Origin of the sequence: Pseudomonas sp. LTR0, assembly GCF_036630035.1 — a bacterium.
Taxonomy (GTDB): Bacteria; Pseudomonadota; Gammaproteobacteria; order Pseudomonadales; family Pseudomonadaceae; genus Aquipseudomonas; species Aquipseudomonas putida_Y.
The window spans coordinates 3,074,864-3,095,833 of the sequence record NZ_CP123734.1 but is presented as its reverse complement, the minus strand read 5'-3'; the positions used below and the strand labels follow the sequence as shown (position 1 = coordinate 3,095,833).

At 64.0% G+C, this 20,970-nt stretch carries 18 protein-coding genes; 6 read left to right on the top strand and 12 right to left on the bottom strand.

From position 1 onward, the window contains the following. Positions 1-92: 92 nt before the first annotated feature. Positions 93-443 carry a cupin gene (locus tag QCL51_RS14345; protein WP_021781668.1) on the bottom strand — a complete coding sequence of 117 codons (351 nt, stop codon included), beginning with the start codon at positions 441-443 and terminating at the stop codon, positions 93-95. A gap of 117 nt (positions 444-560) precedes the next feature. Between QCL51_RS14345 and QCL51_RS14340 the strand changes: the two genes are divergently transcribed. Then, on the top strand, positions 561-1,466 hold the full coding sequence (locus tag QCL51_RS14340; RefSeq protein WP_101196276.1) for a LysR family transcriptional regulator: 906 nt from the start codon (positions 561-563) through the stop codon (positions 1,464-1,466). Between the two features lie 106 nt (positions 1,467-1,572). Next, a complete protein-coding gene (locus QCL51_RS14335; RefSeq protein ID WP_101196275.1) occupies positions 1,573-2,772 on the top strand; it encodes an MFS transporter in 1,200 nt (399 codons plus the stop codon). 48 nt (positions 2,773-2,820) lie between these two features. Here the strand turns inward: QCL51_RS14335 and QCL51_RS14330 are convergent, their stop codons facing one another. After that, positions 2,821-3,432, bottom strand: coding sequence for a LysE family transporter (locus QCL51_RS14330; protein WP_274119024.1), 612 nt, complete (start codon positions 3,430-3,432; stop codon positions 2,821-2,823). A 104-nt stretch (positions 3,433-3,536) separates the two neighbouring features. On the opposite strand from QCL51_RS14330, the gene QCL51_RS14325 reads away from it, so the two are divergent. Continuing rightward, positions 3,537-4,514, top strand: a complete 978-nt coding sequence (locus QCL51_RS14325; protein WP_028697284.1) for a helix-turn-helix domain-containing protein — start codon at positions 3,537-3,539, stop codon at positions 4,512-4,514. 1 nt (position 4,515) lies between these two features. Here the strand turns inward: QCL51_RS14325 and QCL51_RS14320 are convergent, their stop codons facing one another. From QCL51_RS14320 to QCL51_RS14290, 7 genes are all read right to left on the bottom strand, one after another. Beyond that, the gene (locus QCL51_RS14320) at positions 4,516-5,367 is read right to left on the bottom strand and encodes a CAP domain-containing protein (protein WP_021781664.1); all 852 of its coding nucleotides are present in this window, start codon (positions 5,365-5,367) and stop codon (positions 4,516-4,518) included. Between the two features lie 206 nt (positions 5,368-5,573). Next, a complete protein-coding gene (locus QCL51_RS14315) occupies positions 5,574-6,185 on the bottom strand; it encodes a cell wall hydrolase (protein ID WP_021781663.1) in 612 nt (203 codons plus the stop codon). A 34-nt stretch (positions 6,186-6,219) separates the two neighbouring features. Further along, the gene (locus QCL51_RS14310) at positions 6,220-7,137 is read right to left on the bottom strand and encodes an AEC family transporter (protein WP_021781662.1); all 918 of its coding nucleotides are present in this window, start codon (positions 7,135-7,137) and stop codon (positions 6,220-6,222) included. A 135-nt stretch (positions 7,138-7,272) separates the two neighbouring features. Beyond that, positions 7,273-8,136 (bottom strand): LysR family transcriptional regulator, encoded by an 864-nt coding sequence (locus tag QCL51_RS14305; RefSeq protein WP_021781661.1) that lies wholly within the window; start codon positions 8,134-8,136, stop codon positions 7,273-7,275. 93 nt (positions 8,137-8,229) lie between these two features. Continuing rightward, on the bottom strand, positions 8,230-9,078 hold the full coding sequence (locus tag QCL51_RS14300; protein WP_021781660.1) for an ABC transporter permease subunit: 849 nt from the start codon (positions 9,076-9,078) through the stop codon (positions 8,230-8,232). Next, the gene (locus QCL51_RS14295) at positions 9,075-10,091 is read right to left on the bottom strand and encodes an ABC transporter substrate-binding protein (RefSeq protein WP_101196273.1); all 1,017 of its coding nucleotides are present in this window, start codon (positions 10,089-10,091) and stop codon (positions 9,075-9,077) included. The genes QCL51_RS14300 and QCL51_RS14295 overlap by 4 nt, the downstream gene beginning before the upstream one ends. 95 nt (positions 10,092-10,186) lie before the next feature. Next, complete coding sequence (locus tag QCL51_RS14290; protein WP_021781658.1) at positions 10,187-12,331, bottom strand: methyl-accepting chemotaxis protein; 2,145 nt, start codon at positions 12,329-12,331, stop codon at positions 10,187-10,189. A gap of 247 nt (positions 12,332-12,578) precedes the next feature. Between QCL51_RS14290 and QCL51_RS14285 the strand changes: the two genes are divergently transcribed. After that, positions 12,579-13,898 carry a Na+/H+ antiporter NhaC family protein gene (locus QCL51_RS14285; protein WP_021781657.1) on the top strand — a complete coding sequence of 440 codons (1,320 nt, stop codon included), beginning with the start codon at positions 12,579-12,581 and terminating at the stop codon, positions 13,896-13,898. 13 nt (positions 13,899-13,911) lie between these two features. On the opposite strand, the gene QCL51_RS14280 is transcribed toward QCL51_RS14285, so the two are convergent. From QCL51_RS14280 to QCL51_RS14270, 3 genes are all read right to left on the bottom strand, one after another. Continuing rightward, complete coding sequence (locus QCL51_RS14280) at positions 13,912-14,919, bottom strand: FecR family protein (RefSeq protein ID WP_101196271.1); 1,008 nt, start codon at positions 14,917-14,919, stop codon at positions 13,912-13,914. Between the two features lie 273 nt (positions 14,920-15,192). Then, positions 15,193-16,962 carry an acyl-CoA dehydrogenase C-terminal domain-containing protein gene (locus QCL51_RS14275; protein WP_101196270.1) on the bottom strand — a complete coding sequence of 590 codons (1,770 nt, stop codon included), beginning with the start codon at positions 16,960-16,962 and terminating at the stop codon, positions 15,193-15,195. Between the two features lie 92 nt (positions 16,963-17,054). Continuing rightward, positions 17,055-18,677, bottom strand: coding sequence for an acyl-CoA synthetase (locus QCL51_RS14270; RefSeq protein WP_019437073.1), 1,623 nt, complete (start codon positions 18,675-18,677; stop codon positions 17,055-17,057). Between the two features lie 193 nt (positions 18,678-18,870). Here QCL51_RS14270 and QCL51_RS14265 point away from each other — a divergent pair, with 193 nt between their 5' ends. Next, on the top strand, positions 18,871-20,277 hold the full coding sequence (locus tag QCL51_RS14265; RefSeq protein WP_101196269.1) for an ATP-binding protein: 1,407 nt from the start codon (positions 18,871-18,873) through the stop codon (positions 20,275-20,277). 9 nt (positions 20,278-20,286) lie between these two features. Continuing rightward, positions 20,287-20,919 carry a response regulator gene (locus QCL51_RS14260; protein ID WP_021781652.1) on the top strand — a complete coding sequence of 211 codons (633 nt, stop codon included), beginning with the start codon at positions 20,287-20,289 and terminating at the stop codon, positions 20,917-20,919. Positions 20,920-20,970 lie beyond the last annotated feature (51 nt).

Here is a 20,970-nt window from a genome sequence, read left to right as displayed (position 1 = left end):
CCTCTTCGATTTGTATTCATGCTTTGGTGGTAAGCCCAACCTTGCACGGCGACGGGGCAACTGCGCCTTGTGCACGGGCAGGCATGGCCCCTTCATGCCGGCCATGGGGTGCTGCTGCTATAGAACACCGCGAGCCAGATGGTGGCTGTGCCGGGCGCGGTCCATTCCACGCGGTGGCGGTGGTGCGGGGGGATGTCCAGACAATCGCCCGGCGCCAGCAGGCGGGTGTGGCGCTCGTGCTCGAAACGCAGGGCGGCAGCCCCCCTGAGCAACATGATCCACTCGCCTTCGGCCTGGTCGTACCAGAAGCCGGGTGGGCTTGCCTGCCCGCTGGAGACGATACGCTCCACGCGTACGCCTGGGCGGCTGAGCAATTCGTCGACACGTTCGGCGCTGGCGGGATCGCAGGGCGGCAGGGCGGTCAGCAGGTTGTTCAGGGTCATGGCAAGCCTCCTTGGAATTGGGTTGATTTCACTATGGACGCGATTGCCGTGGGGCGCGCTGCTTGACCCGCCCGGCTGTTTGTAAGAACTTTCCGGTTTTTGGAAGACGGGCTGAACATGGACAAGCTGCTGGCGATGAAAATGTTCGTGGCCACTGTCGATGCCCAAGGCTTTTCTGCTGCCGCGCGCAGGCTAGGGCTGGCGACATCGTCGGTGACACGTCTGGTCGATGCCCTGGAAGCGTCGTTGGGCGCCACCTTGCTCAACCGTTCGACGCGCCAGGTCAGCCTGACCGAAGCCGGCGCCCGTTACTACGAGCGGGCACGGGGCATTTTCGAAGCACTGGACGAGGCTGATGCCAGCATCGCCGATCGCGGCGAGGATCCTGTTGGTGTACTGCGCCTGAGCCTGCCAGTGGAGTTCGGCCGGCGGGTCATCGCCCCGCACCTGGGGCCGTTTCTGGCGCAGCACCCGGCACTGGAACTGGACATCGACCTCAGCGACCGCCTGGACGACTTGCTTGACGGGCGCTATGACCTGTCGATTCGCCTGGGCGACCCCTCGCCCAATGACGAGCTGGTGTGCCGCCGGCTGGGCGGTTTTCAGCGTTGGCTGGTGGCCAGCCCGGCTTACCTGGCCGGGCGTGAGCCACTGCAGCATCCCCGGGAGTTGCTTGACCATGCCTGCCTGCGCTTTCGCTATGGGCAGAAAGCGCGCCCCTGGCGCCTGACCTGTGGCCAGGACAGCCTGGAGCTGGATGTAAGCGGGCCATTGCGCAGCGCCAATGCCGACATGTTGCGTGAAACGGCACTGGCAGGCAGTGGTATCGCACTGCTGGCGGACTGGCTGGTACGCGAGGATGTGTTGGCGGGGCGCCTGCAGCGGGTTTTCCCCGACTGGCAGGCCAGCCCTGGCACGGCCAATAGCAGCATCAACGCCTTGTACATGCCCAACCACCGGGGCTCACGGCGGGTAAACGCATTCATCGACTTTTGCGAAAATTTGCTCATACGCGGCAACTAGTGTTGCGCTGTGCGCAAAGCCGCATTGCGCCACCGCCGGATTCTCGGCGATGTCGTGCATGGGTAAGGTGGCCAGCATCTCCCCATCCCTTGTCGAGGAACTTCGCATGAACCCCTCCCTTGCGACAGCGCAACCGGCAGCCGCCAGCCTGAGCCGGGCTCTGGTAGTGCTGCTGGCGTTCTGCTGCGGCGCGATCGTCGCCAACATCTACTACGCCCAGCCCATCGTCGGGCTGATCGCCCCGGACCTAGGGCTGTCCACCGAGCATGCCAGCCTGATCGTTTCTCTCACTCAGCTGGGATATGCCCTGGGCCTGTTGTTGCTGGTACCGCTGGCCGACCTGCTGGAAAACCGCCGCCTGATGGTGGGCACCGCGGTCCTGGCCTGCGTCAGCCTGCTGCTGGCGGGTACCAGCAGCAGCGGCCAGGGCCAGCTGTTCCTGGGTTACGCACTGCTGATCGGCTTCAGTTCAGTGTCGGTGCAGATGCTCATCCCGCTGGCAGCGCATCTGGCGCCGGAGCAGCAGCGTGGTCGTGTGGTTGGTAACATCATGGGCGGCTTGCTGCTGGGCATCCTGCTGGCGCGACCGCTGTCGAGCCTGGTGGCCGACCACTTCGGCTGGCGTGCGGTGTTCATCGGCGCCGCAGGGGTAATGCTGGCGATCATCCTGCTGCTGGTGTTGACCTTGCCGCAGCGGCGTCCCGAGCACAAAGCCAGCTATGCCGGGTTGATGCTGTCGCTGCTCACACTGCTGCGTCGTTATCCGCTGTTGCGCCAGCGTTCGTTTTACCAGGCACTGATGTTTGCAGCGTTCAGTCTTTACTGGACGGCGGTGCCGATGGCGCTTGCCGGTGAGCATGGCCTGTCACAAAGCCAGATCGCTGTGTTCGCCCTTGTCGGCGCGGTGGGTGCCGTTGCTGCGCCCATGGCCGGCCGCCTGGCCGATGCCGGGCATGCCCGGGCCGGCTCGCTGCTGGCGCTGTTGCTGGCGCCAGCGGCCTTGTTGCTGGGGCTGACAGTGCCGGGTTACAGCGTGATTGGCCTGGGCCTTACCGGCGTGTTGCTGGACTTTGCGGTGCAGATGAACATGGTCATCGGCCAGCGCGAAGTGTACGCACTGGACCCTGCCAGCCGCGGGCGGCTGAATGCGGTGTACATGACCAGCATTTTCCTTGGAGGGGCGCTGGGGTCCGCGGTGGCCAGTGCGCTGTTCAGCCAGTTTGGCTGGCAGGGTGTGGCACTGGTGGGGGCGGGGTTGCCGAGTGTGGCGCTGGTTGTGTTTCTACTCAAAGCACGCCGGGGTTGAACCGTTACGCGGTGCAGGGCACGGGCTTCGCCCGTGTTCGCGGGCCCGCTATCGGCCAAGCGGCAGCGCCAGGCCAATCAAGGCAAACAGGCTGCCGCAGCAGCGATTGAAACCTTTACCTCCCTTGGCCAGCCAAGGGCGAATGCGAAACGCCAGGCGTGCCAGCAAATACTCGACCAGGAACTCGACGCTGGCAAAGGTCGCGGCCATCACAGCGAACTGCAGCAGTAGTCCTCGCTGTGGGTCGATGAACTGCGGCAGGAAGGCACCATAGAACAGCAACACCTTGGGGTTGGCCATGGCCGAAAGCAGGCCCTGGCGAAACAGCCCGGCATTGCCGCGCCGCGCGCTTTGCTCGGTCAGTTCCAGTTGCAGGCCTGGGCTGCGCCACAGTTGAATGCCCAGCCAGATCAAATAAGCCCCACCCACCCACTTCAGTACGCCCAGCACCGACGCCGAGGTTTGGAGCAGTGCGCTGAGGCCGAACATGGCCAAGGCGATGAGGGCGCTGAAACCCAATACCCCGCCCACGATGGTGAACAGCGTTCGTCGTGCGCCATATAGCGCGCCATGGGTCAACGCCAACAGGCTGTTAGGCCCCGGGGTCAGCGACAGACCGATGCTGGCCAGCAGGTAGATGAGACAGGTTTCCAGTGCCATGTTGAAAAATACCTTGTTCGAGAGAGGGCGCCAGTCTATGGCGCAACGCTCAAGCTGGAAGAGTATTATCTGGTCATACAAGGGTCTTTTCTGGACGTGGTTTCATGCCGCCCGACATCCGCTTGCTGATCATGCCGTTACCGGATTTTGCCTTGCTGCCGTTTGGCGCCTTTCTCGACAAATTGCGCTTCAGCGCCGACGACGAGGACTACAGCCAGCAACGCTATTGCAGCTGGACGGTGGCGGGGCTCAGCCTTGAGCCGATACCGTCGAGCAGTGGCGCGGTACTGCAGGTCGAGGCCATTGCTGATCAGCTCGAGCTGAACTGTTTCGACTACCTGGTGGTGTTTGGCGGCCGCAGTGCCATGGCCACCGCAGCGCTGGCGCCACGTTACCAGGCTTTGCTCAGGCAGGCCGCCAAGGCGGGTGTCAAGCTGGTGGGGGTCGACAATGGCGCCTTCCTGCTGGCGGCCTGCGGCCTGCTGCAGGGGCACAAGGTGGTGGTGCACTGGCGTCACGAAGCCGAGTTTCGTGCTGCTTTTCCGCAGTTGCAGCTGCTGAGCGAGCAGTTGTACTGCATCGATGGCAATCGCATCACGTGCGCCGGTGGCACTGCCGCCATAGACCTGGCCGTTGCCCTACTTTCACGCGCTTGCGGGCGAACGCGTGCGCTCAAAGGGCTGGCTGACATGCTGGTGGACGAGACCCGCGACAGCCGTCACGCCTTGCGCTCGCTGGAGCTGGGTGCCGGTCAGGGGCGCCAGGTGCAGCGGGCGCAAGCACTGATGCGTCATCACCTGGGCACGCCGTTGGCCGTGGAGCAACTGGCTGCGGAACTGGGCATCAGCCGGCGTCAACTGGACCGGCAGTTCCAGGCCAGCCACGGCATGAGCACCAAGGCCTGGTGGCTGGAGATGCGCTTGCAGCAGGCGCGCTGGCGTTTACTCAACTCCAGCCACAGCCTGGCGCAGATTGCCGATGAGGTGGGCCTGGGGGATGCCAGCTACCTTGGCAAATGCGTGCGGCGTCGGTTTGGTTGTACGGCCTTGCAGTTGCGTGCAGGCAATTGCCCCTTCACGTGACCTACTGCGGCGTCCCGAACACGCCTGTCCAGTAGATCCCGGCATCACTCTTGGGGTCCACCGCATAGGCAGCGCCCAGTTCACGGAAAGCCGGATTCATCAGCGTGGCGCAGTGCCCCGGGCTGTCCAGCCAGCCGTTGACGACCTTTTGCGCTGTGTCACGCCCGGCAGTGATATTTTCGCCGATCTGCTGGTACAGGTATCCGGCCAGTTCCGCCCGGTCACCGGGTGTGCGGCCATCTTTATCGATGTGGTCGAAGAAGTTCTGGTTGGCCATCGCCCGTGTGTGGTTGGCGGCGACCCCGGCCAGCACTGTGCTCCAGCTGAGTGCCGGGGCGGCGGCAAACGGCTGGCCGCCGCATTGCCGTGGCACCTTGCGCGCGGCGTTGACCTCCTGCAGCACCTTCTGCCCCTCGGCTTGCCAGTCGCCCAGGCGGCCGGTGAGCAGCGGCCGTGCCAGCACGATGCGCCAGTCGCGGCCCTCCTGGCTGACGCCGATATCGACGAATTGCGGATCGAGCACCACCTGGCAGAAGCTTTCCTCAATGGCATGCATGGCGGCGCGTGCATCGCGTGGCCCCGACAGGCTGATGGCCTGGACGCTGACCATTGGGTAGGCGGCGCGGGTCATGGCCTGTTGCAGGTCGCGGGTGCCCTCTGGCGACAGCGCCAGACGTGTGTCGCTGTTGAGCGGCGGCAGTTCCAGCGACGCCCCGCCACCGCAGGGCTGGGCCTTGCTGCGGTAGACATTGATCGAATCGATCAACTGCGCCTCTTCGCCGGTGGCTGCCAGCGCCCCGGTCGAAACGACCAGGCCCAGTGACAAGGCGACAACGGATGTCAGGACGCGCATGTGGATCTCCCTATGACTGGCAGCGTCGTGGTGTGCGCTGCTCATCCTACACAAGCCCGCGGCTTTTGGCCCGAGGTCGTGCAAGACAATGAAAACGCCGGCAATCGTTACTGGCGGCAAAAGAGGGAGTAGACCCCTGGTCGGTGGAAAAGTGCGGTCAGTTGCCAGTCATTCGCATCGGGCCAGCGTTGTCAGCCGTTTACGCGTCAATGGGCCAATGCCTGGTTCGGCTTGTAGAACAGGAAGTGGGTGGTCTGCGCGGTCTTGCGATAAGCCTTGGCCCAGTCGGGGCGCACCGTGCGGTCGTGGAAGTACAATGCGCCACCGGTGGGGTCTTTCAACTGCTGGTTCAGTGCCTTGCGTGCGATCTCTTTGGCAACGTCGTAGCGTTGCGGTTCCTCGACCTGGTCCGGGCGCCCGTCACACCACCATGAGAACTGACAGGCCTTGGCCTCCACACCCTGTTTGACTACCGCGCAGATGGTGTCGGGAAAGCCATCGTGGCCCAGGCGGTTGAGCACCACACTGGCCACTGCGGTCATGTCTTTGGCGTCGGCGCCTTTGGCTTCCCAGTAGATGGTACGTGCCAGGCAGGTGATGCTGTCATCCAGCGGCGCCTTGCCAGCCGGGTCCACTGCCCGCGCTTCGCCGGGGGTCAGTTTCTCCGCTTTTTTGGGGGGAGGTGCATCTTCAACGACCTTTTCTTCAAGCATTTCGGCCTTGTCCTCGGCAACGGCGGCTTTGGCCGGGTCAGCGGCATGGAGGGGGCCTGCGAGCAGGGCCGAGGTCAAGCCGATCAGCATGCAGTAAAGGCGCATGGGCGAACTACCAGGCGGTGGGCAGAATTTCAGTCTAGCCAAGCGTAAGCATTAACACCAAAGGCAGGGTAGCGGCGGCGGCCACGGTCTGCAGAGCGATGATGGTGGCCATCAGTGGCGCATTGCCGCCCATTTGCCGGGCCATGACATAAGATGACGAAGCGGTGGGCAGCGCCTGGAACAACACCGCCACCACCGCAGCCTGGCCACTCAGGCCGAGCAGCCGGCAAAGGCCCCAGGTGGTCAGTGGCATGACCAGGAACTTGAACGCCGATGCTGCCATCAGCGGCCGCACCTGCTGGCCGAGGCTGGCGCCACCCAGTGCTGCGCCGACACACAGCAAACCCAGAGGCAGGGCGGCGTGGCCCAAGGCCTTGACCGTGGCGTCGATACCGGCTGGCAAGCCCAGCCCCGAGACCCGTAGCATCAGCCCGCCAGCGCAGCCGACGATCAACGGGTTGGCGAAGATCGCCCGAAGCACTGTGGCAGGGGAACTGTGACGGGCGCTGAAGCGGGCAAACACCAGCACGCAGAGCAGGTTGACCAAGGGCACGATGGCCGCGTTGGCCACCGCCGCCAGGGCAATACCGGCGCTGCCATAGATGCCCGCAGCCAGGGTGGCACCAATGTAGTTGTTGAAGCGGATACCGCCCTGAAACACCGAGGTGAAATCGGCACCATCATGATTTGCCGTGCCCTGATACAGCACCAGCAATAAGGCACCGACCAAGGTTGAGAGCATCAGGGCACCTGCCATGCCCAGCACCGGTATGCCATCGAGGTTGGCGGTGGCCAGCCCATGAAGGAACAGCGACGGCAGCAGGACGTAGTAGCTCAGGCGCTCGGCGCCAGGCCAGAAGCTCTCGGCAAGAAAACCGCGAATACGCAGGAAGGTGCCCAGGGCAATCAGCAGGATGATGGGGAGCAGGGTGGTCAGCAGCAAGTGCAGCATGGTCAGCATTCCGTGGGCGGGTACGTGCACAGACTACGGGGGCGGATCGATCTGTAAAAACGTTGTTTTCTTCAGTGACCGTTGAGGAAAAATGCATGTTGGTGGGGGCATATCGCGCCTTGGATCAGCCTGGCTTCAGGCTTCCAGGGCGGTCTTCAACACCGCACTCAAATGCCGCCGCTGGCTTTTTTCATGCTCCAGCAACACCACCCGCCGGGTCAGCTGCGGCTCGCCAAACGGCAGGCAGGTGGCGGGTGGCAAGCGTTGCAGGTCGTCGTCCGCCATGGGGATAACCGCCACACCCAGGCCCATCACCGCCATGCGCGCCAGGGCTTCCTGGCTGTCCAGTTCCATCAGTTCGCTCACCTGCATATGCTGGCGGCGTAGCTCCTGCTCGATCTGGCGGCCAGCCCAGGCACGCTTGTCGAAGCGCAGGAAAGGCTGGCTGGCCAGCAACTGCGGCACGCTATACCCGGCCAGTTCAGGGCTGGCAATGGCCCAGAAACGGTCCTCGAACAGCGGTGTAAAGTCCAGGTTCTGCGGGTAAGGGCTGACCGGTTCGGTGGTGATCGCTGCATCGAGCTCACCGTCTTCCACGCGCCGCGCCAGCTCCGCCGACATGCCCGAGGCCACGCTGATGTGTAGCTGCGGGTGGTGAGCCTTGATCCACACCAGCGCCTTGGGCAAACGCCGCGCCAGCACCGTGTGGATCGCCCCCAGGCGCAAGCGGCCGCGCAGGCTCGGGCCGCTGGCCAGGGCATCGGCCAGTTCGTCATAGGCAGCCAGAAGGCTCTCGGCGCGGGCCACCGCCAACTGGCCGGCTTCGGTCAGCACCACCTGCCTGCGGCTACGGTCGAACAAGGCCACCTTCAGTTCGTCTTCGAGGGTTTTGATGTGCAGGCTGACCGCCGAAGGGGTGAGGCTGAGCAGGTCGGCGGCGCGGGCAAAGGTGCCGTGGCGGGCGATGGTCACCAAGGTGCGCAGGGCTTTCAGGGACATGCGGTTGAGGTCCGGTTCTCAGCTGACAGAAACGTATTGTCAGGCCCGGCCCTCTCGCAGCACAAGGCTGCTCCCAGGCACTGGCGACACGGCTCAGCGATTGCTACGCCCATAGGCCTGGCTGATCCTGTCGATCACCATCGCCAGGGCGACAATTGCCAGCCCGGCCTCCACCCCTTGGCCAACATTCAAGGTCTGGATCCCCGCCAGCACATCCTCGCCCAACCCACGGGCGCCGATCATCGACGCCACGACTACCATCGACAAGGCCATCATCACCGACTGGTTAAGCCCGGCCATGATACTTGGCAGCGCCAAGGGCAGGGCGATGCGCCGCAACCGCTGCCAACGGCTGGCGCCAAGGCCGTGTGCCGCCTGTAACAGCGAGGGGTCGATCTGGCTCAAGCCCAGTTCGGTCAACCGCACCAGCGGCGGCAGGGCGTAGATCAGCGTGGCGAACACGGCAGGCACCTTGCCCAGGCCAAACAGCATCAGCACCGGGATCAGGTAAACGAACGCAGGTAGCGTCTGCATCACATCGAGTACTGGCAACAGCAGCCGTCTGGCCAGCGGGCGGGTGGCCAGCAGGATGCCCAGCGGTACCCCCACCAGTACGCACAGGCCGGTACTGACCAGCACCAGAGCCAGGGTCTGCAGCAGCTTGTCCCAGAGCCCGAGCATACCGATCAGGGCCAGCAGCGCGACCAGCACGGCGCTGCGCAGCAGGCTGCGGCTGGCGTGCCAGGCCAGCAGCCCCACCAGCAGCAACAGCAGCCACCAAGGCAACAGACGCAGCAGGTTCTCCAGGCCGACCAGCAGTTGCAGCAACTGGTCAGAAAAACCGCGCAGGTGGTCGCCGTAGTTCAATACCAACCAGTCGACCAGGCGGTTGACGCTGTCGGCAAAGGAAAACTGCAGGGTTTGCGGGAAACCGCTGCTCACAGGCTGGCCTCGACCTTGGCGGCGATGTCCGCCGGCAGCCAGGCTTTCCACACCTCGCGGTTATCGCGCAGGAAGGTGAGGGCGGCTTTGCGCGGGGGCGTGCGTTTTTCGCTCATGACGGCCAGGGCCTTGTTCAGGCGATCGATGGGCAGGTTGACCTGTTCGAACACGCTGACCAGGTCTGGGTAGTTTTCGCGGAAGGCTTTGGACACGCCAATCGACAACTTTGCCGGCAGCGAGCGGCTGCCCTTCGGGTTGGGATTGGCGGGGTCGGTGAGGGTGGCCCAGGCCTGGGCATCGAACGGTGGCTCTTCCAGCCGGATGAGCTTGTAGCGCCCCATCAGCGGGGTCGGGTTCCAGTAGTAGAACAGCACGGGTTTGCCACGGCGGATTGCCGAACCGATCTCGGCGTCCATCGCGGCACCGGAGCCACTGCGGAAGTTGCTGTAGAGCCCATCCAGGCCATAGGCCTTGAGCTTCTGGCTGTTGACGGTTTCAGACGTCCAGCCGCTCGGGCTGTTGAGAAAGCGCCCTTTACCGGGCGATTCGGGGTCAGAAAAAACCTGCGGGTAACGCTTGAGGTCCTCGACACTGTGCAGCTCCGGCGCCACGGGTTTCAGATTGCGTGCGGCATCGCCCTCGATCACATAGGCCGGTACCCACCAACCTTCCTCTGCGTTTTTGACCGTATCGCCCAGTGCGAACACCTGGCCGGCCTGTTCGGCCTTGACCCAGGCAGGGCTGCGCCCGGCCCATTCCTCGGCGATCACTTGCAGGTCATTGCGCGCCAGGGCCACCTCCATGCTGACCGTGCTGCCAGGCAGGGTGTCGGTACGGTAGCCGTAGCCGCGCTCAACGATCAGCCGCAGGATCTCGGTAGTGAGGGCGCCGCTTTCCCAGCCGATGGCACCAAAATGGATAGGTGAAGGCTGTTCTGCCGATGCGGCGCTGTCGGTGCTGGCCAGGCCCACCGTCAACAGCAGCCCGGCCAGCAGCGCTGGAATTCTCTTCATGTAAACCTCGTCGTTCGCCACCCCTTGGCAGTGGGGGCAAGTGTAGACGACGAGGTTTTGTCGGTTTCAGGGCCACTGGCGTGGCCCCGTTTGCTTCAGACGCGGAACTGGTCCATCAGCGCTTGCTGCTGGTTGGCCAGGCTGTTCAGCGACTGGCTGACCCGCGCCGACTCGTTGGCCTGGCCAGACAGTGATTCAGTGACATCACGAATGGTCGCCACGTTGCTGTTGATTTCCTCGGCTACCGCGCTTTGCTCCTCGGCGGCAGAGGCAATCTGCAGGTTCATGTCGGTGATCACCGTCACCGCCTGGCCAATGCGCTGCAATGCCGTGACGGCTTGGCCGACCTGCTCCACGCCACCTTGGGCCTGGCGGTGGCTGTGGTCCATGGCGCCGACCACTTCGCGGGTGCCGTTCTGCAGTGCTTCGATGACCTGACGAGTTTCTTCCACCGACTCCTGAGTGCGCTGGGCCAGGTTGCGCACCTCATCGGCGACCACGGCAAAGCCACGGCCGGCCTCACCGGCGCGGGCAGCTTCGATGGCAGCGTTGAGCGCCAGCAGGTTGGTCTGTTCGGCGATCGAGCGGATCACTTCCAGTACCGAGCCGATCTTCTCGCTGTTCTGCGCCAGGCCTTCTATTTCGGCCATGGTGTCGCTCATGTTGGCGGCCAGTGCACCAATGCTGCTGGTGGTGCGGTCGATTACCGCCAAGCCCTCGCGGGTGGCCTGGTCGGCATCGCGTGCCGCCTGTGCCGCCTGGGCGGCGCTGCGGGCAACGTCCTGGGCGGTGGCGCTCATTTCATGCGAGGCGGTGGCCACCTGGTCGACTTGGCGGTACTGCTGCTCCATGCCAGCGCTGGTTTCAGTGGCAATCGCCGAGGATTGGTCGGCCGTGCCTCGGGCGGCCTGCACCGAGCTTTTGACCTCGGCGATGGTTGGCTGCAATTTGTCGAGGAAGCGGTTGAACCAGCCGGCCAGTTCGCCCAGTTCGTCTTGTTTCTGGTAGGTCAGGCGACGGGTCAGGTCGCCTTCGCCGCTGGCAATGTCCTTGAGCATGGCGGCCACGCCAAGGATTGGCCGGGTAACGCCGCGGGCCATCAGCCACACCAGCAGCAGGCCGGCAATGGCTGCGGCCAGGCCCAGGCTCAGTTCCAGCAGGGTGCCACTGGTGTTGAGCGCGTCAAGTTCCTGCTTCAGGGTTTCGGCCGGCCCGGTCAGGGCGTTTTCCGGCACATCCAGCAACACGCCCCAGGGCTGGGCGTCCGGGATTGGCCGGAATGCCGCCAGCACTTTCAAGCGCTGGCGGTCGTGGAGGATAGTCAGTTTGCCATCGGCCAGCTTGCGCACCAGCTCGGCGCCTTTGGTCGGGTCTACCTGGTCGAAGCGCTGGGCAAGCTTGCTGGCATCGGCGCTGTAGCCTGCCAGCAGGCCGACCGGGGTAAGAATGCCGACCGTGGTGCGGCCTTCGTAAAGGCTGTGGCTGGCCTCCTGGCTCAGTGCCTGCAGGCTGTTGAGGTTGATGTCGATGGACAGGGTGGCAATGATCTTGCCGTTGACCGCCAGCGGGAACACGATGCTGGTCATCAGCACCTGCTGGCCGTCGATGTCGTAGAAGTAGGGCTCCACCACACACACCTTGCCGGATGTGCGAGGGCACACCCACCAGGTGTTGGCCGGCTGGCCGCTGGGGCCGATCTCGGTGTTGGCCATGTCATGTTCGGGCAGGGCCATCGAGGTCAGCTGGCCAGCGCGTGGCTGCGACCAGTACAGGGCAAAGCGCCCGGTTTCGTTGCTGCCCAGTTCTGCCTTGCCGGCAAACAGGCTGTCCTTGTCGTCCAGGGCATTGGGCTCGAACACCAGTGACAGGCCGAGCAGGTCGGGGTTGGCTTGCAGTGCGGCGCGCACCTGGCGGGTCATGTCCTCGCGCAGGTCGAAGGCATCGAGAAAGCGCTTTTCGGCCTGCTCGCGGAGGAACAGCACCTGGCGGGCGAAGCCGGCGCCGTACTGGTAGGCATCCATGAACTGGCGGCGGATGTTCAGCGCTTGCACTTCACCTTGTGACTCGATACGCGACTGCGCCGCCTCGGTCAGCATCTGCATGCTGCTGGCCTTGACCAGGTCCGAACTGTGATCCATGCGGTACAGCGACAGGCCGACGAGCAAGGTGACGATACCGGCCAGACAGAGACCGGCGAGCAGGGTGATTTTCCACTGGATGGAAAGTTGTCGCAAAGGCATGGGGGCGGATCCCTTTTTGGCAGTAAGGGTTATGGCTTTATTTGCGGTGGGGCAGGGAGGCGCCAAAGCTCTCCAGCCAGGCACCTCGCTGCCTCCCACAGTATCGGCCTATGCCGTTTTTTCTTTATTCAAACATTCAATTTAAATTCGGCCACCCGTTGACGCGCCGCATCAAGGCGCTTTTGACATCTGCCGCCTACTGCTTCAGAGTTCGCGCTTTTTTCTGTCGTAATGAGGTAAGCCAACCATGAATGCAGTGATCGCCGCGGTCGGCATCATGCTGATACTCAGCCTGTCCCGCGTGCACGTGGTCATCGCCCTGATCATCGGCGCCCTGGTCGGTGGGCTGGTGGGCGGCCTGGGTATCGAAGGCACGCTCAAGGCCTTCAACGGTGGCCTAGGTGGTGGTGCCACGGTGGCTTTGTCTTATGCACTGCTGGGTGCCTTTGCCGTGGCAATCGCCAAGTCTGGCCTGGCTCATGCGCTGGCCGACCGTGCCCTGGCCATGATCGACCGGCGAGGGGACGCCAAGGGTGGCAAGGTCAAGTGGCTGATGATCGGCCTGATGCTGGTGGTGGCCGTGTCGTCCCAGAACATCCTGCCCATCCACATTGCCTTCATCCCGCTGCTGGTGCCGCCTCTGTTGTACGTGTTGACGCGCCTGCGCATCGACCGCCGGCTGATCGCCTGTGTAATCACCTTTGGCCTGATCACCCCGTACATGTTCCTGCCGGCGGGCTTCGGCAATATCTTCCTCAACGAGATCCTGCTGGCCAACGTTGCCCGCGCAGGTGTCGATGTGAGCGGCGTCAACGTCACCCACGCCATGGCCATCCCGGCAGCCGGCATGCTCGTCGGCCTTCTGGTGGCAGTGTTCATCAGCTACCGCAAGAAGCGCGACTACGACCTGACGCGCATCCAGCAGGTGGAGCAGGTGAGCGTGCAGTACAACCCGCTGACCTTGCTGGTGGCCGGGCTGGCGATCGCTTCAGCCTTCATCGTTCAGCTGTTGCTGGACTCGATGATCATCGGCGCCATGGTCGGTTTCCTGATCTTCTCGCTGTCGGGCATCGTCAAGTGGAAAGATACCGACGACCTGTTCACCGAAGGCATGAAAATGATGGCCATGATCGGCTTCATCATGATTACCGCGTCCGGCTTTGCCGAGGTGATGAAGGCCACCGGTGAGGTGATGAGCCTGGTGGAAACCTCGGCGCAGTGGATCGACCACAGCAAGGGCATCGGTGCCTTGCTGATGCTGCTGGTAGGCCTTTTGGTGACGATGGGGATCGGCTCGTCGTTCTCCACCGTGCCGATCCTGGCCGCGATCTTCGTGCCACTGTGCGTGCAACTGGGCTTCGACCCGTTGGCCACGGTGTGCATCATCGGTACTGCCGGTGCATTGGGCGATGCGGGTTCGCCGGCCTCTGACTCGACCCTGGGCCCAACCTCGGGCCTGAACGTGGATGGCCAGCATCACCACATCTGGGACACCGTGGTGCCGACCTTCATCCATTACAACTTGCCGTTGATGGCGTTCGGCTGGTTGGCAGCGATGACCTTGTAAGGCGGGGAGGGCGTCAGCCCTTGTCGGGCGGCGGCGAGATGCGATTGAGCACGGTGCTGCCGTCCTTGCTGCGGGTCAGGTAGACCGGTAGGACTTTGGGCAGGTTGTTGACCAGGCGCCCCACGTCACGGGTGTTGTAGATGCCGCTGATGCGGATACGGCCGGTGCTGGCATCGGCCAGCAGCAGCGGGGCGTCGAGGTAGCGGTTGATCACCGGCAGCGCCTGTTCCAGGCTCAGGTTGTCGAGCACCAGCTTGCCGCTGCGCCATGCCAGGCTGTTGCCATAGTCGTCGCTTTGCTCCAGCTGCGGCTCGAAGTCGCCCTTGTGGTAGCTGGCCTGCATGCCAGGGCCAAGGCGGTAGCCACCGGCACTGCCCTCACTGGACACCAGTACTGAACCTTCCACCAGGGTGACCTTCACCTGGTCTTGGTACTTCCACACGTTGAACTGGGTGCCGGTGACCCGGGTCTGGCCACTGCCGGCACGCACGATGAACGGGTGGCTGCTGTCGTGTCGCACCTTGAAGAACGCCTCGCCGCGTTTGAGCGTGACCTGGCGCTGGTCCTTGTAGTTGAGGAAGGTGAGCTCGGTGTGGAGGTTGAGCTGTACCGTGCTGCCGTCGCTGAGCTCCACGGTCTGCATGCGGTCACTGGCTTCGAAGTGCTGGTAGTGGTTGGGCAACCAGCCCTGTTCCCACCCCATCCAGCCGGCCAGCGGCAGCACTGCCAGGGCGATGGCTGCAGCAGACGCCAGTGGCCGCCAGTTGCGAGGGCGGGCGGCGTGTTTGACGGGTGGGTTGAAGTCGATGACGGTGGCGCTGCGCGGCAGCAGGTCGGCGGTTTGCCAGATTTCCAGCATCGCCTGGTACTCTTCGGTATGCCGCGGGTCGGCCGCCAACCAGTCAGCGAATTCTTCATGCTCGGCCTGCGTGCAATCTTCGGCGTGAAGGCGCATGCACCAATGCGCTGCGGCGTCGGTGATGGCATCGTCTGGGTTGGGATTGAGGCGGTCGTGGTTCATTGCGGCTCCGGGTTTTGCGCATTCTACCCTTGCGGGAGGGCTCCCGAGAACCAATGTAATGGCGAATGACTATCAGTTGTGCCGGTTTTTCGTCGGATTAGCCATGGTTTTTCAGCGTTTGAGAACCCTTCGCGGGCACAAGACGATGTCTGCAATCGCTTCTGGAACGGGCTGATGCTGCGAAGAGGTCAGTGAGTACAGATTCGTTAGCCTGCACCGGCCTCTTCGCAGCACACGGCTGCGCTTGCAAAAAGCGCGTCAGTGACACATCGCTCAGAACTGTGCAGCCTCTAGCCCATAAAGGCTGCCACTGCCGGCCCGAATACTCGCCTCCAGCCCCAGCCCTCGCGGCAAGACCCGCTGGAAATAGAACGCCGCACACGCAAGCTTCGCGCCATGAAACGCCTCATCCTCCTCACGTTTGGCCAACGCCACCGCAGCCATCCGCGCCCACATATATGCGTACGCAGTCAGCCCGAACAGCTGCAGGTACTCAACCGCCACCGCGCTGACCAGGTTGGCATCTTCGCCTGCCTGCTCCCGCAGCCAGCTGCTGGTGGCCTCCAGCCGCGCCAGGCTCGCCTGCAGGTCCTCGCGGTACAAGGGCGCATCCACACTGAAGGCTCGCACTTCGCTGGCAAAGCTGGCCAACGCCTGACCATCGTCGGCCAGCACCTTGCGCCCCAGCAGATCAAGGGCCTGGATGCCGTTGGTGCCTTCATAGATCTGTGCAATGCGCACGTCTCGCACCCGTTGCTCCTGGCCCCATTCGCGGATGTAGCCATGACCGCCATACACCTGCTGGCCAAGCACGCAGCTTTCCAGACCGTTATCGGTGAAGAATGCCTTGGCCACTGGCGTCAGCAGTGCCACCAGGCGCTGGGCATGCTCGCGCTCGCCGGCGTCCTCGGCATAGCGTGCCACGTCCAGTTGCTGGCCAACGTAGACGGCGAACGCCCGACCTGCTTCGGTGAGGGTGCGTATGGTCAGCAGCATGCGCCGGACATCGCCATGGTGGATGATTGGGTCGGCCGCCTTGTCGTGTGCCCGCGGGCCAGTTGCTGCGCGGCTCTGCAGGCGCTCATTGGCATAGCGGGCGGCGCTTTGGTAGGAGGCTTCGGCACAACCGATGCCCTGTATGCCGATGGACAGGCGCTCGTAGTTCATCATGGTGAACATCGCTGCCAGGCCCTTGTTCGGCTCGCCCACCAGGTAACCGATGGCACCATCAAAGTTCATGACACAGGTCGCCGAGGCCTTGATGCCCATCTTGTGTTCGATCGAGCCACAGTGGACAGCGTTGCGCGCGCCCAGACGGCCATCGGCCTCGACCAGGAATTTGGGCACCAGGAACAGCGATATACCTTTGGCACCGGCGGGCGCATCCGGCAGTTTGGCCAACACCAGGTGGACGATGTTCTCGGTCAGGTCCTGCTCGCCGCCGGTAATGAAGATCTTGCTGCCACTGATGCGCACACTGCCATCGGCCTGAGGCTCGGCGCGGGTGCGGATCAGCCCCAGGTCAGTGCCGGCATGGGGTTCGGTCAGGCACATGGTACCGGCCCAGCGGCCTTCATACAGCGGTGGCAGGTAAGTGGCCTTGAGGGTTTCGCTGGCGTGGGCATCGATCGCCAGGCAACTGCCGGCGCTCAACGCCGAATACAGGCTGAAGCTGCAGTCAGCGGCGTAGAGCATCTCTTCGAACAGCACGCCGAGCATCTTTGGCATGCCCATGCCGCCGTGTTCCGGGTTGCCGCCCAAGCCAACCCAGCCACCTTCGCGGTAGGTGTTCCAGGCCTCGCGGAAGCCATCAGGGGTGGTGACCTGGCCTGCGTCGAAGCACACACCTTGCTCGTCACCGTTGCGGCTGAGCGGGGCAATCAGCTGGCCGGTGACTTTGGCAGCTTCTTCGAGAATGGCGTCGGCAGTGTCGGCATCGATGCGTTCGGCCAGGGCGGGCAGGCGGGCCCACAGGTCCGAAGCGTTGAACACGTCATGCAGGACGAAGCGCATGTCGCGCAGGGGGGCGGAATAGGTGGTCATCGGCAGCTCTTGCAATAGTGGGGGATGGTTGGGCGTGCGCTGAACCTTCAGGCGCAGCCGTGTGCTGCGCCTGAAGCGGAGCGGCTACGGCATCAGAGGGCCTTGGCCCGGTCGCGCAACACGTACTTCTGGATCTTGCCGGTCGAGGTCTTGGGCAGCTCGCCGAACACCACGGTCTTCGGCACCTTGAACCCGGCCAGGTGCTCGCGGCACCAACTGGTGATGTCGGCTTCACGGGTGTCCTCCCGGCCTGGCTTCAGGGCAACGAAGGCGCACGGGGTTTCCCCCCATTTTTCATCCGGGCGCGCCACCACGGCGGCTTCCAGCACTGCCGGGTGCTTGTACAGGGCGTCTTCGACCTCGATGGTGGAGATGTTCTCGCCACCGGAAATGATGATGTCCTTGAGCCGGTCCTTGATCTCGATATAGCCGTCGGCATGCCACACGGCCAGGTCGCCGGTGTGGAACCAGCCGCCACGGAAGGCTTCGGCGGTGGCTTCAGGGTTTTTGAGGTAGCCCTTCATCACCGTGTTGCCGCGCATGAAGATTTCGCCCAGGGTATCGCCGTCGCGGGGCACCGGCTGAAGGGTTTGCGGGTCGGCAACCATCAGGCCATCGAGGGTCGGGTAGCGCACGCCTTGGCGAGACTTGATCCGGGCACGCTCTTCCAGCGAAAGCGCGTCCCATTCGTCATGCCAGGCACACACGGTCACCGGGCCGTAGACCTCGGTCAGGCCATAGGTGTGGGTGACCTTGATGCCCATTTGCTCCACGGCGCCGATGACCTTGGCCGGTGGTGCAGCGCCGGCGACCATGGCCTGCACCGGGTGCTCGATGGCTGCCTTGGCCGCCTCGGGCATGTTGACCAGCGCGTTGAGCACGATCGGCGCACCGCACAGGTGGCTGACTTTGTGCTCGCGGATCAGGGTCAGGATTTTCTGCGGGTCGACCCGGCGCAGAAACACGTGGGTGCCGGCCAGCGCGGTGATGGTCCAGGGGTAGCACCAGCCGTTGCAGTGGAACATCGGCAACGTCCACAGGTACACCGGTCGGTGGCCCATGGCCCAGGTCATCTGGTTGCCCAGTGCGTTCAGGTAGGCGCCACGGTGGTGGTAGACCACGCCCTTGGGGTTGCCGGTGGTGCCGGAGGTGTAGTTCAGTGATATGGCCTGCCACTCGTCATCGGGCCATTCCCAGGCAAATTCCGGGTCGCCTTCGTTGAGCAGTGCCTCATAGTCCAGCTCGCTGACCGCGCGGCCTTCACCGTACTCCGGGTCATCTACATCAACCACCAGCGGCGGGTGTTCAAGCAGTGCCAGAGCGCCTTCGATGACCGCATGGAACTCGCGGTCGGTGATCAGCACCTTGGCCTCGCCATGCTGCAGCATGAAGGCGATGGCCTCGGCATCCAGGCGCACGTTCAGGGTATTGAGCACAGCACCGGTCATGGGTACGCCGAAATGCGCCTCGAGCATGGTCGGGGTGTTGGGCAGCATCACTGCCACGGTGTCGCCGCGGCCAATGCCACGGCCGGCCAGGGCGCTGGCCAGGCGCCGACAGCGTTGGTAGGTTTCTTGCCAGTTGCGGCGGATGGCGCCGTGGATGACGGCCGGGTAGTTGCCGTAAACGGCCGCGGTGCGTTCGATGAAGCTCAGCGGGGTGAGGGCGACATGGTTGACGGCAGCGGGCATCAGGCCCTGGGCATAGATCGACATGCGGTAATCCTGTAAGGGAGGCAGACGCAGCCTGTGCACCTGGCCCCCGATGGCTGATTGTTAGCTCTGTTCAGGGTGCAGGGGGCGGACGGTGGGCCGCCCCCTCTGTCGCAGTTTTACGCGAGTCGCTATGGTATTAGGAATATCGACTATAGCAATATAGTAAAACTACTATAACAACAGGCCGCCTACCGTGGATGACACTGCTTACCCCTTGCTTGCCAAAGACCCCCAACCCAGTCTGTTGCTGGCCAGTGATGCAAGCCCGCTGGCACTCAACCCGGCACTGCAGGCCTGGGTCGCCGAAGGGCCTGAGCTGGCTTGCTGGCTGCCGGCCAATTGCGCTGCCCTGGTGCGTGCCTGTCTGCGCCAGCACCGGGCGATCAGCGATGTCGAAGTGCAGGTCGGCGAACGTATCGTGCTGTGGACGTTCATGCCGGACAACCACGGCCAGCAGGTGCTGGGCCGCTGCCGTGATGCCAGCGAAGAGCGCCATGGCGCACGCGAAGCCAGCCGCGCCCGGCGCCTGTATCGGTTGATTATCGAAAACACCACCGACCTGATTTCCCGACACAGCCCCGATGGCCGCTTTCTCGATGCCTCACCGGCAGCCTACCGCCTGCTCGGCCTGTGGCCCGAACAACTGCGTGGCATGCCTGTACATACCCTGCTGCATCCGCGCGAACGGCGTCAGGTACTGCGCCAGGCCGCTGCCGCGCTGGACCAGGATGGCTACCACACCATGACCTGCCGGGTACGCCAGGCGACAGGCGACTACCGCTGGTTCGAAATCGCCAGCCGGGCGATCCGCGAGACCTACACGGGCGCGGTGGTGGAGGTGGTCAGCGTGTCCCGCGACATCACCTTGCGCATCGAAGCGCAGGAAAGCCTGGCACACAGTGCCCGCCTCGCGACCCTGGGCGAGCTGGCCTCGGGCATCGCCCATGAAATCAATCAGCCACTGGCCGCCGTGGTCAACTATGCCAACGCCAGTCAGCGTTACCTGCAGGGCCTGGAACGTGACCCCCAGGCTCGCGATCGGGTAGGCCAGGGCCTGCAGCGTATCAGCGAACAGGCCACCCATGCCGCCGAAGTGATCCGCCGCCTGCGTGCCTTCCTGCGCAAGGGGCCGCGCCGCCTGGAGGCGCTGGATGTGGCCGAGCTGGCTGGCGAAGCCATGCGCCTGTGCGCCTGGGAAGCCGCGCGGGACCAAGTGCAGGTGGAACTTCGCATGAGCGCTCAACTGCCCTTGGTGTATGCCGACCGAGTGCTGCTGGAGCAGGTGCTGCTCAACCTGCTGCGCAATGCCATCGATGCCAATCGCGAGCAGCAGGGGGAGCGGCCGTCACGTATCCTGCTCTGCGCTGCGCGCGATGGCGATGGGGTGCTGGTCGAGGTAGCCGACCAGGGCCCGGGCGTGGCACCGGAGCGGCTGGATGAAATCTTTACGCCGTTCACCACCAGCAAGGCCGACGGCCTGGGCTTGGGCTTGAGCATGAGCCGCAGCCTGATCGAAGGCTTCGGTGGCAGCCTGTGGGCGCGGGCGGGTGACAGCGGCGGTCTGGTACTGTGCTGCCGGCTGGCGGTCAGCAGGGAATAAGGGGAGGCAGTGTTGCAAGCAAAAGTGTATGTGGTCGATGACGACCAGGGGATGCGCGACTCTACGGTCTGGCTGCTGCAGTCGGTGGGCCTGCAAGCCTTGCCGTTCGCCAGCGGGCAGGCGTTTCTCGACGCCTGCGTCGATGATGGGCCCGCCTGTGTGCTGCTGGATGTGCGCATGCCGGGGTTGGGCGGGTTGGCTGTGCAGCAGGCGATGCGTGAGCGTGGCCTGATGGTGCCGGTGATCTTCGTCAGCGGTCATGCCGATGTACCGATCGTGGTGCGGGCATTCAAGGCCGGTGCCTGCGACTTCATCGAAAAACCCTACAACGACCAGTTGCTGCTCGACAGCGTTCAGGCTGCGCTGGAGCACGCCGGGCTGGCGCGACAAGGCGATCAGGCGCTGGCCTTGGTGCAGGCGCGTATCGATGGCCTGACGCCGCGTGAGCGGGACGTGTTCGTACCCTTGGCCCAAGGGTTGAGCAACCGCGAAATTGCCGAGCAGTTGGGCATCAGCGTCAAGACCGTGGACCTGTACCGGGGGCGGGTGATGAAGCGGTTGCAGGCGGGCAGCCTCGCAGAACTGGTGGGAATGGCGATTGCTTGCGGGGCGGTGGAGGCGTTGGGCCTGCGAGCGCGTTAGCCGCCTTTACGCACACCCTTGCAGGCGCGGCCTTGTGTGCAGCAATGGGCC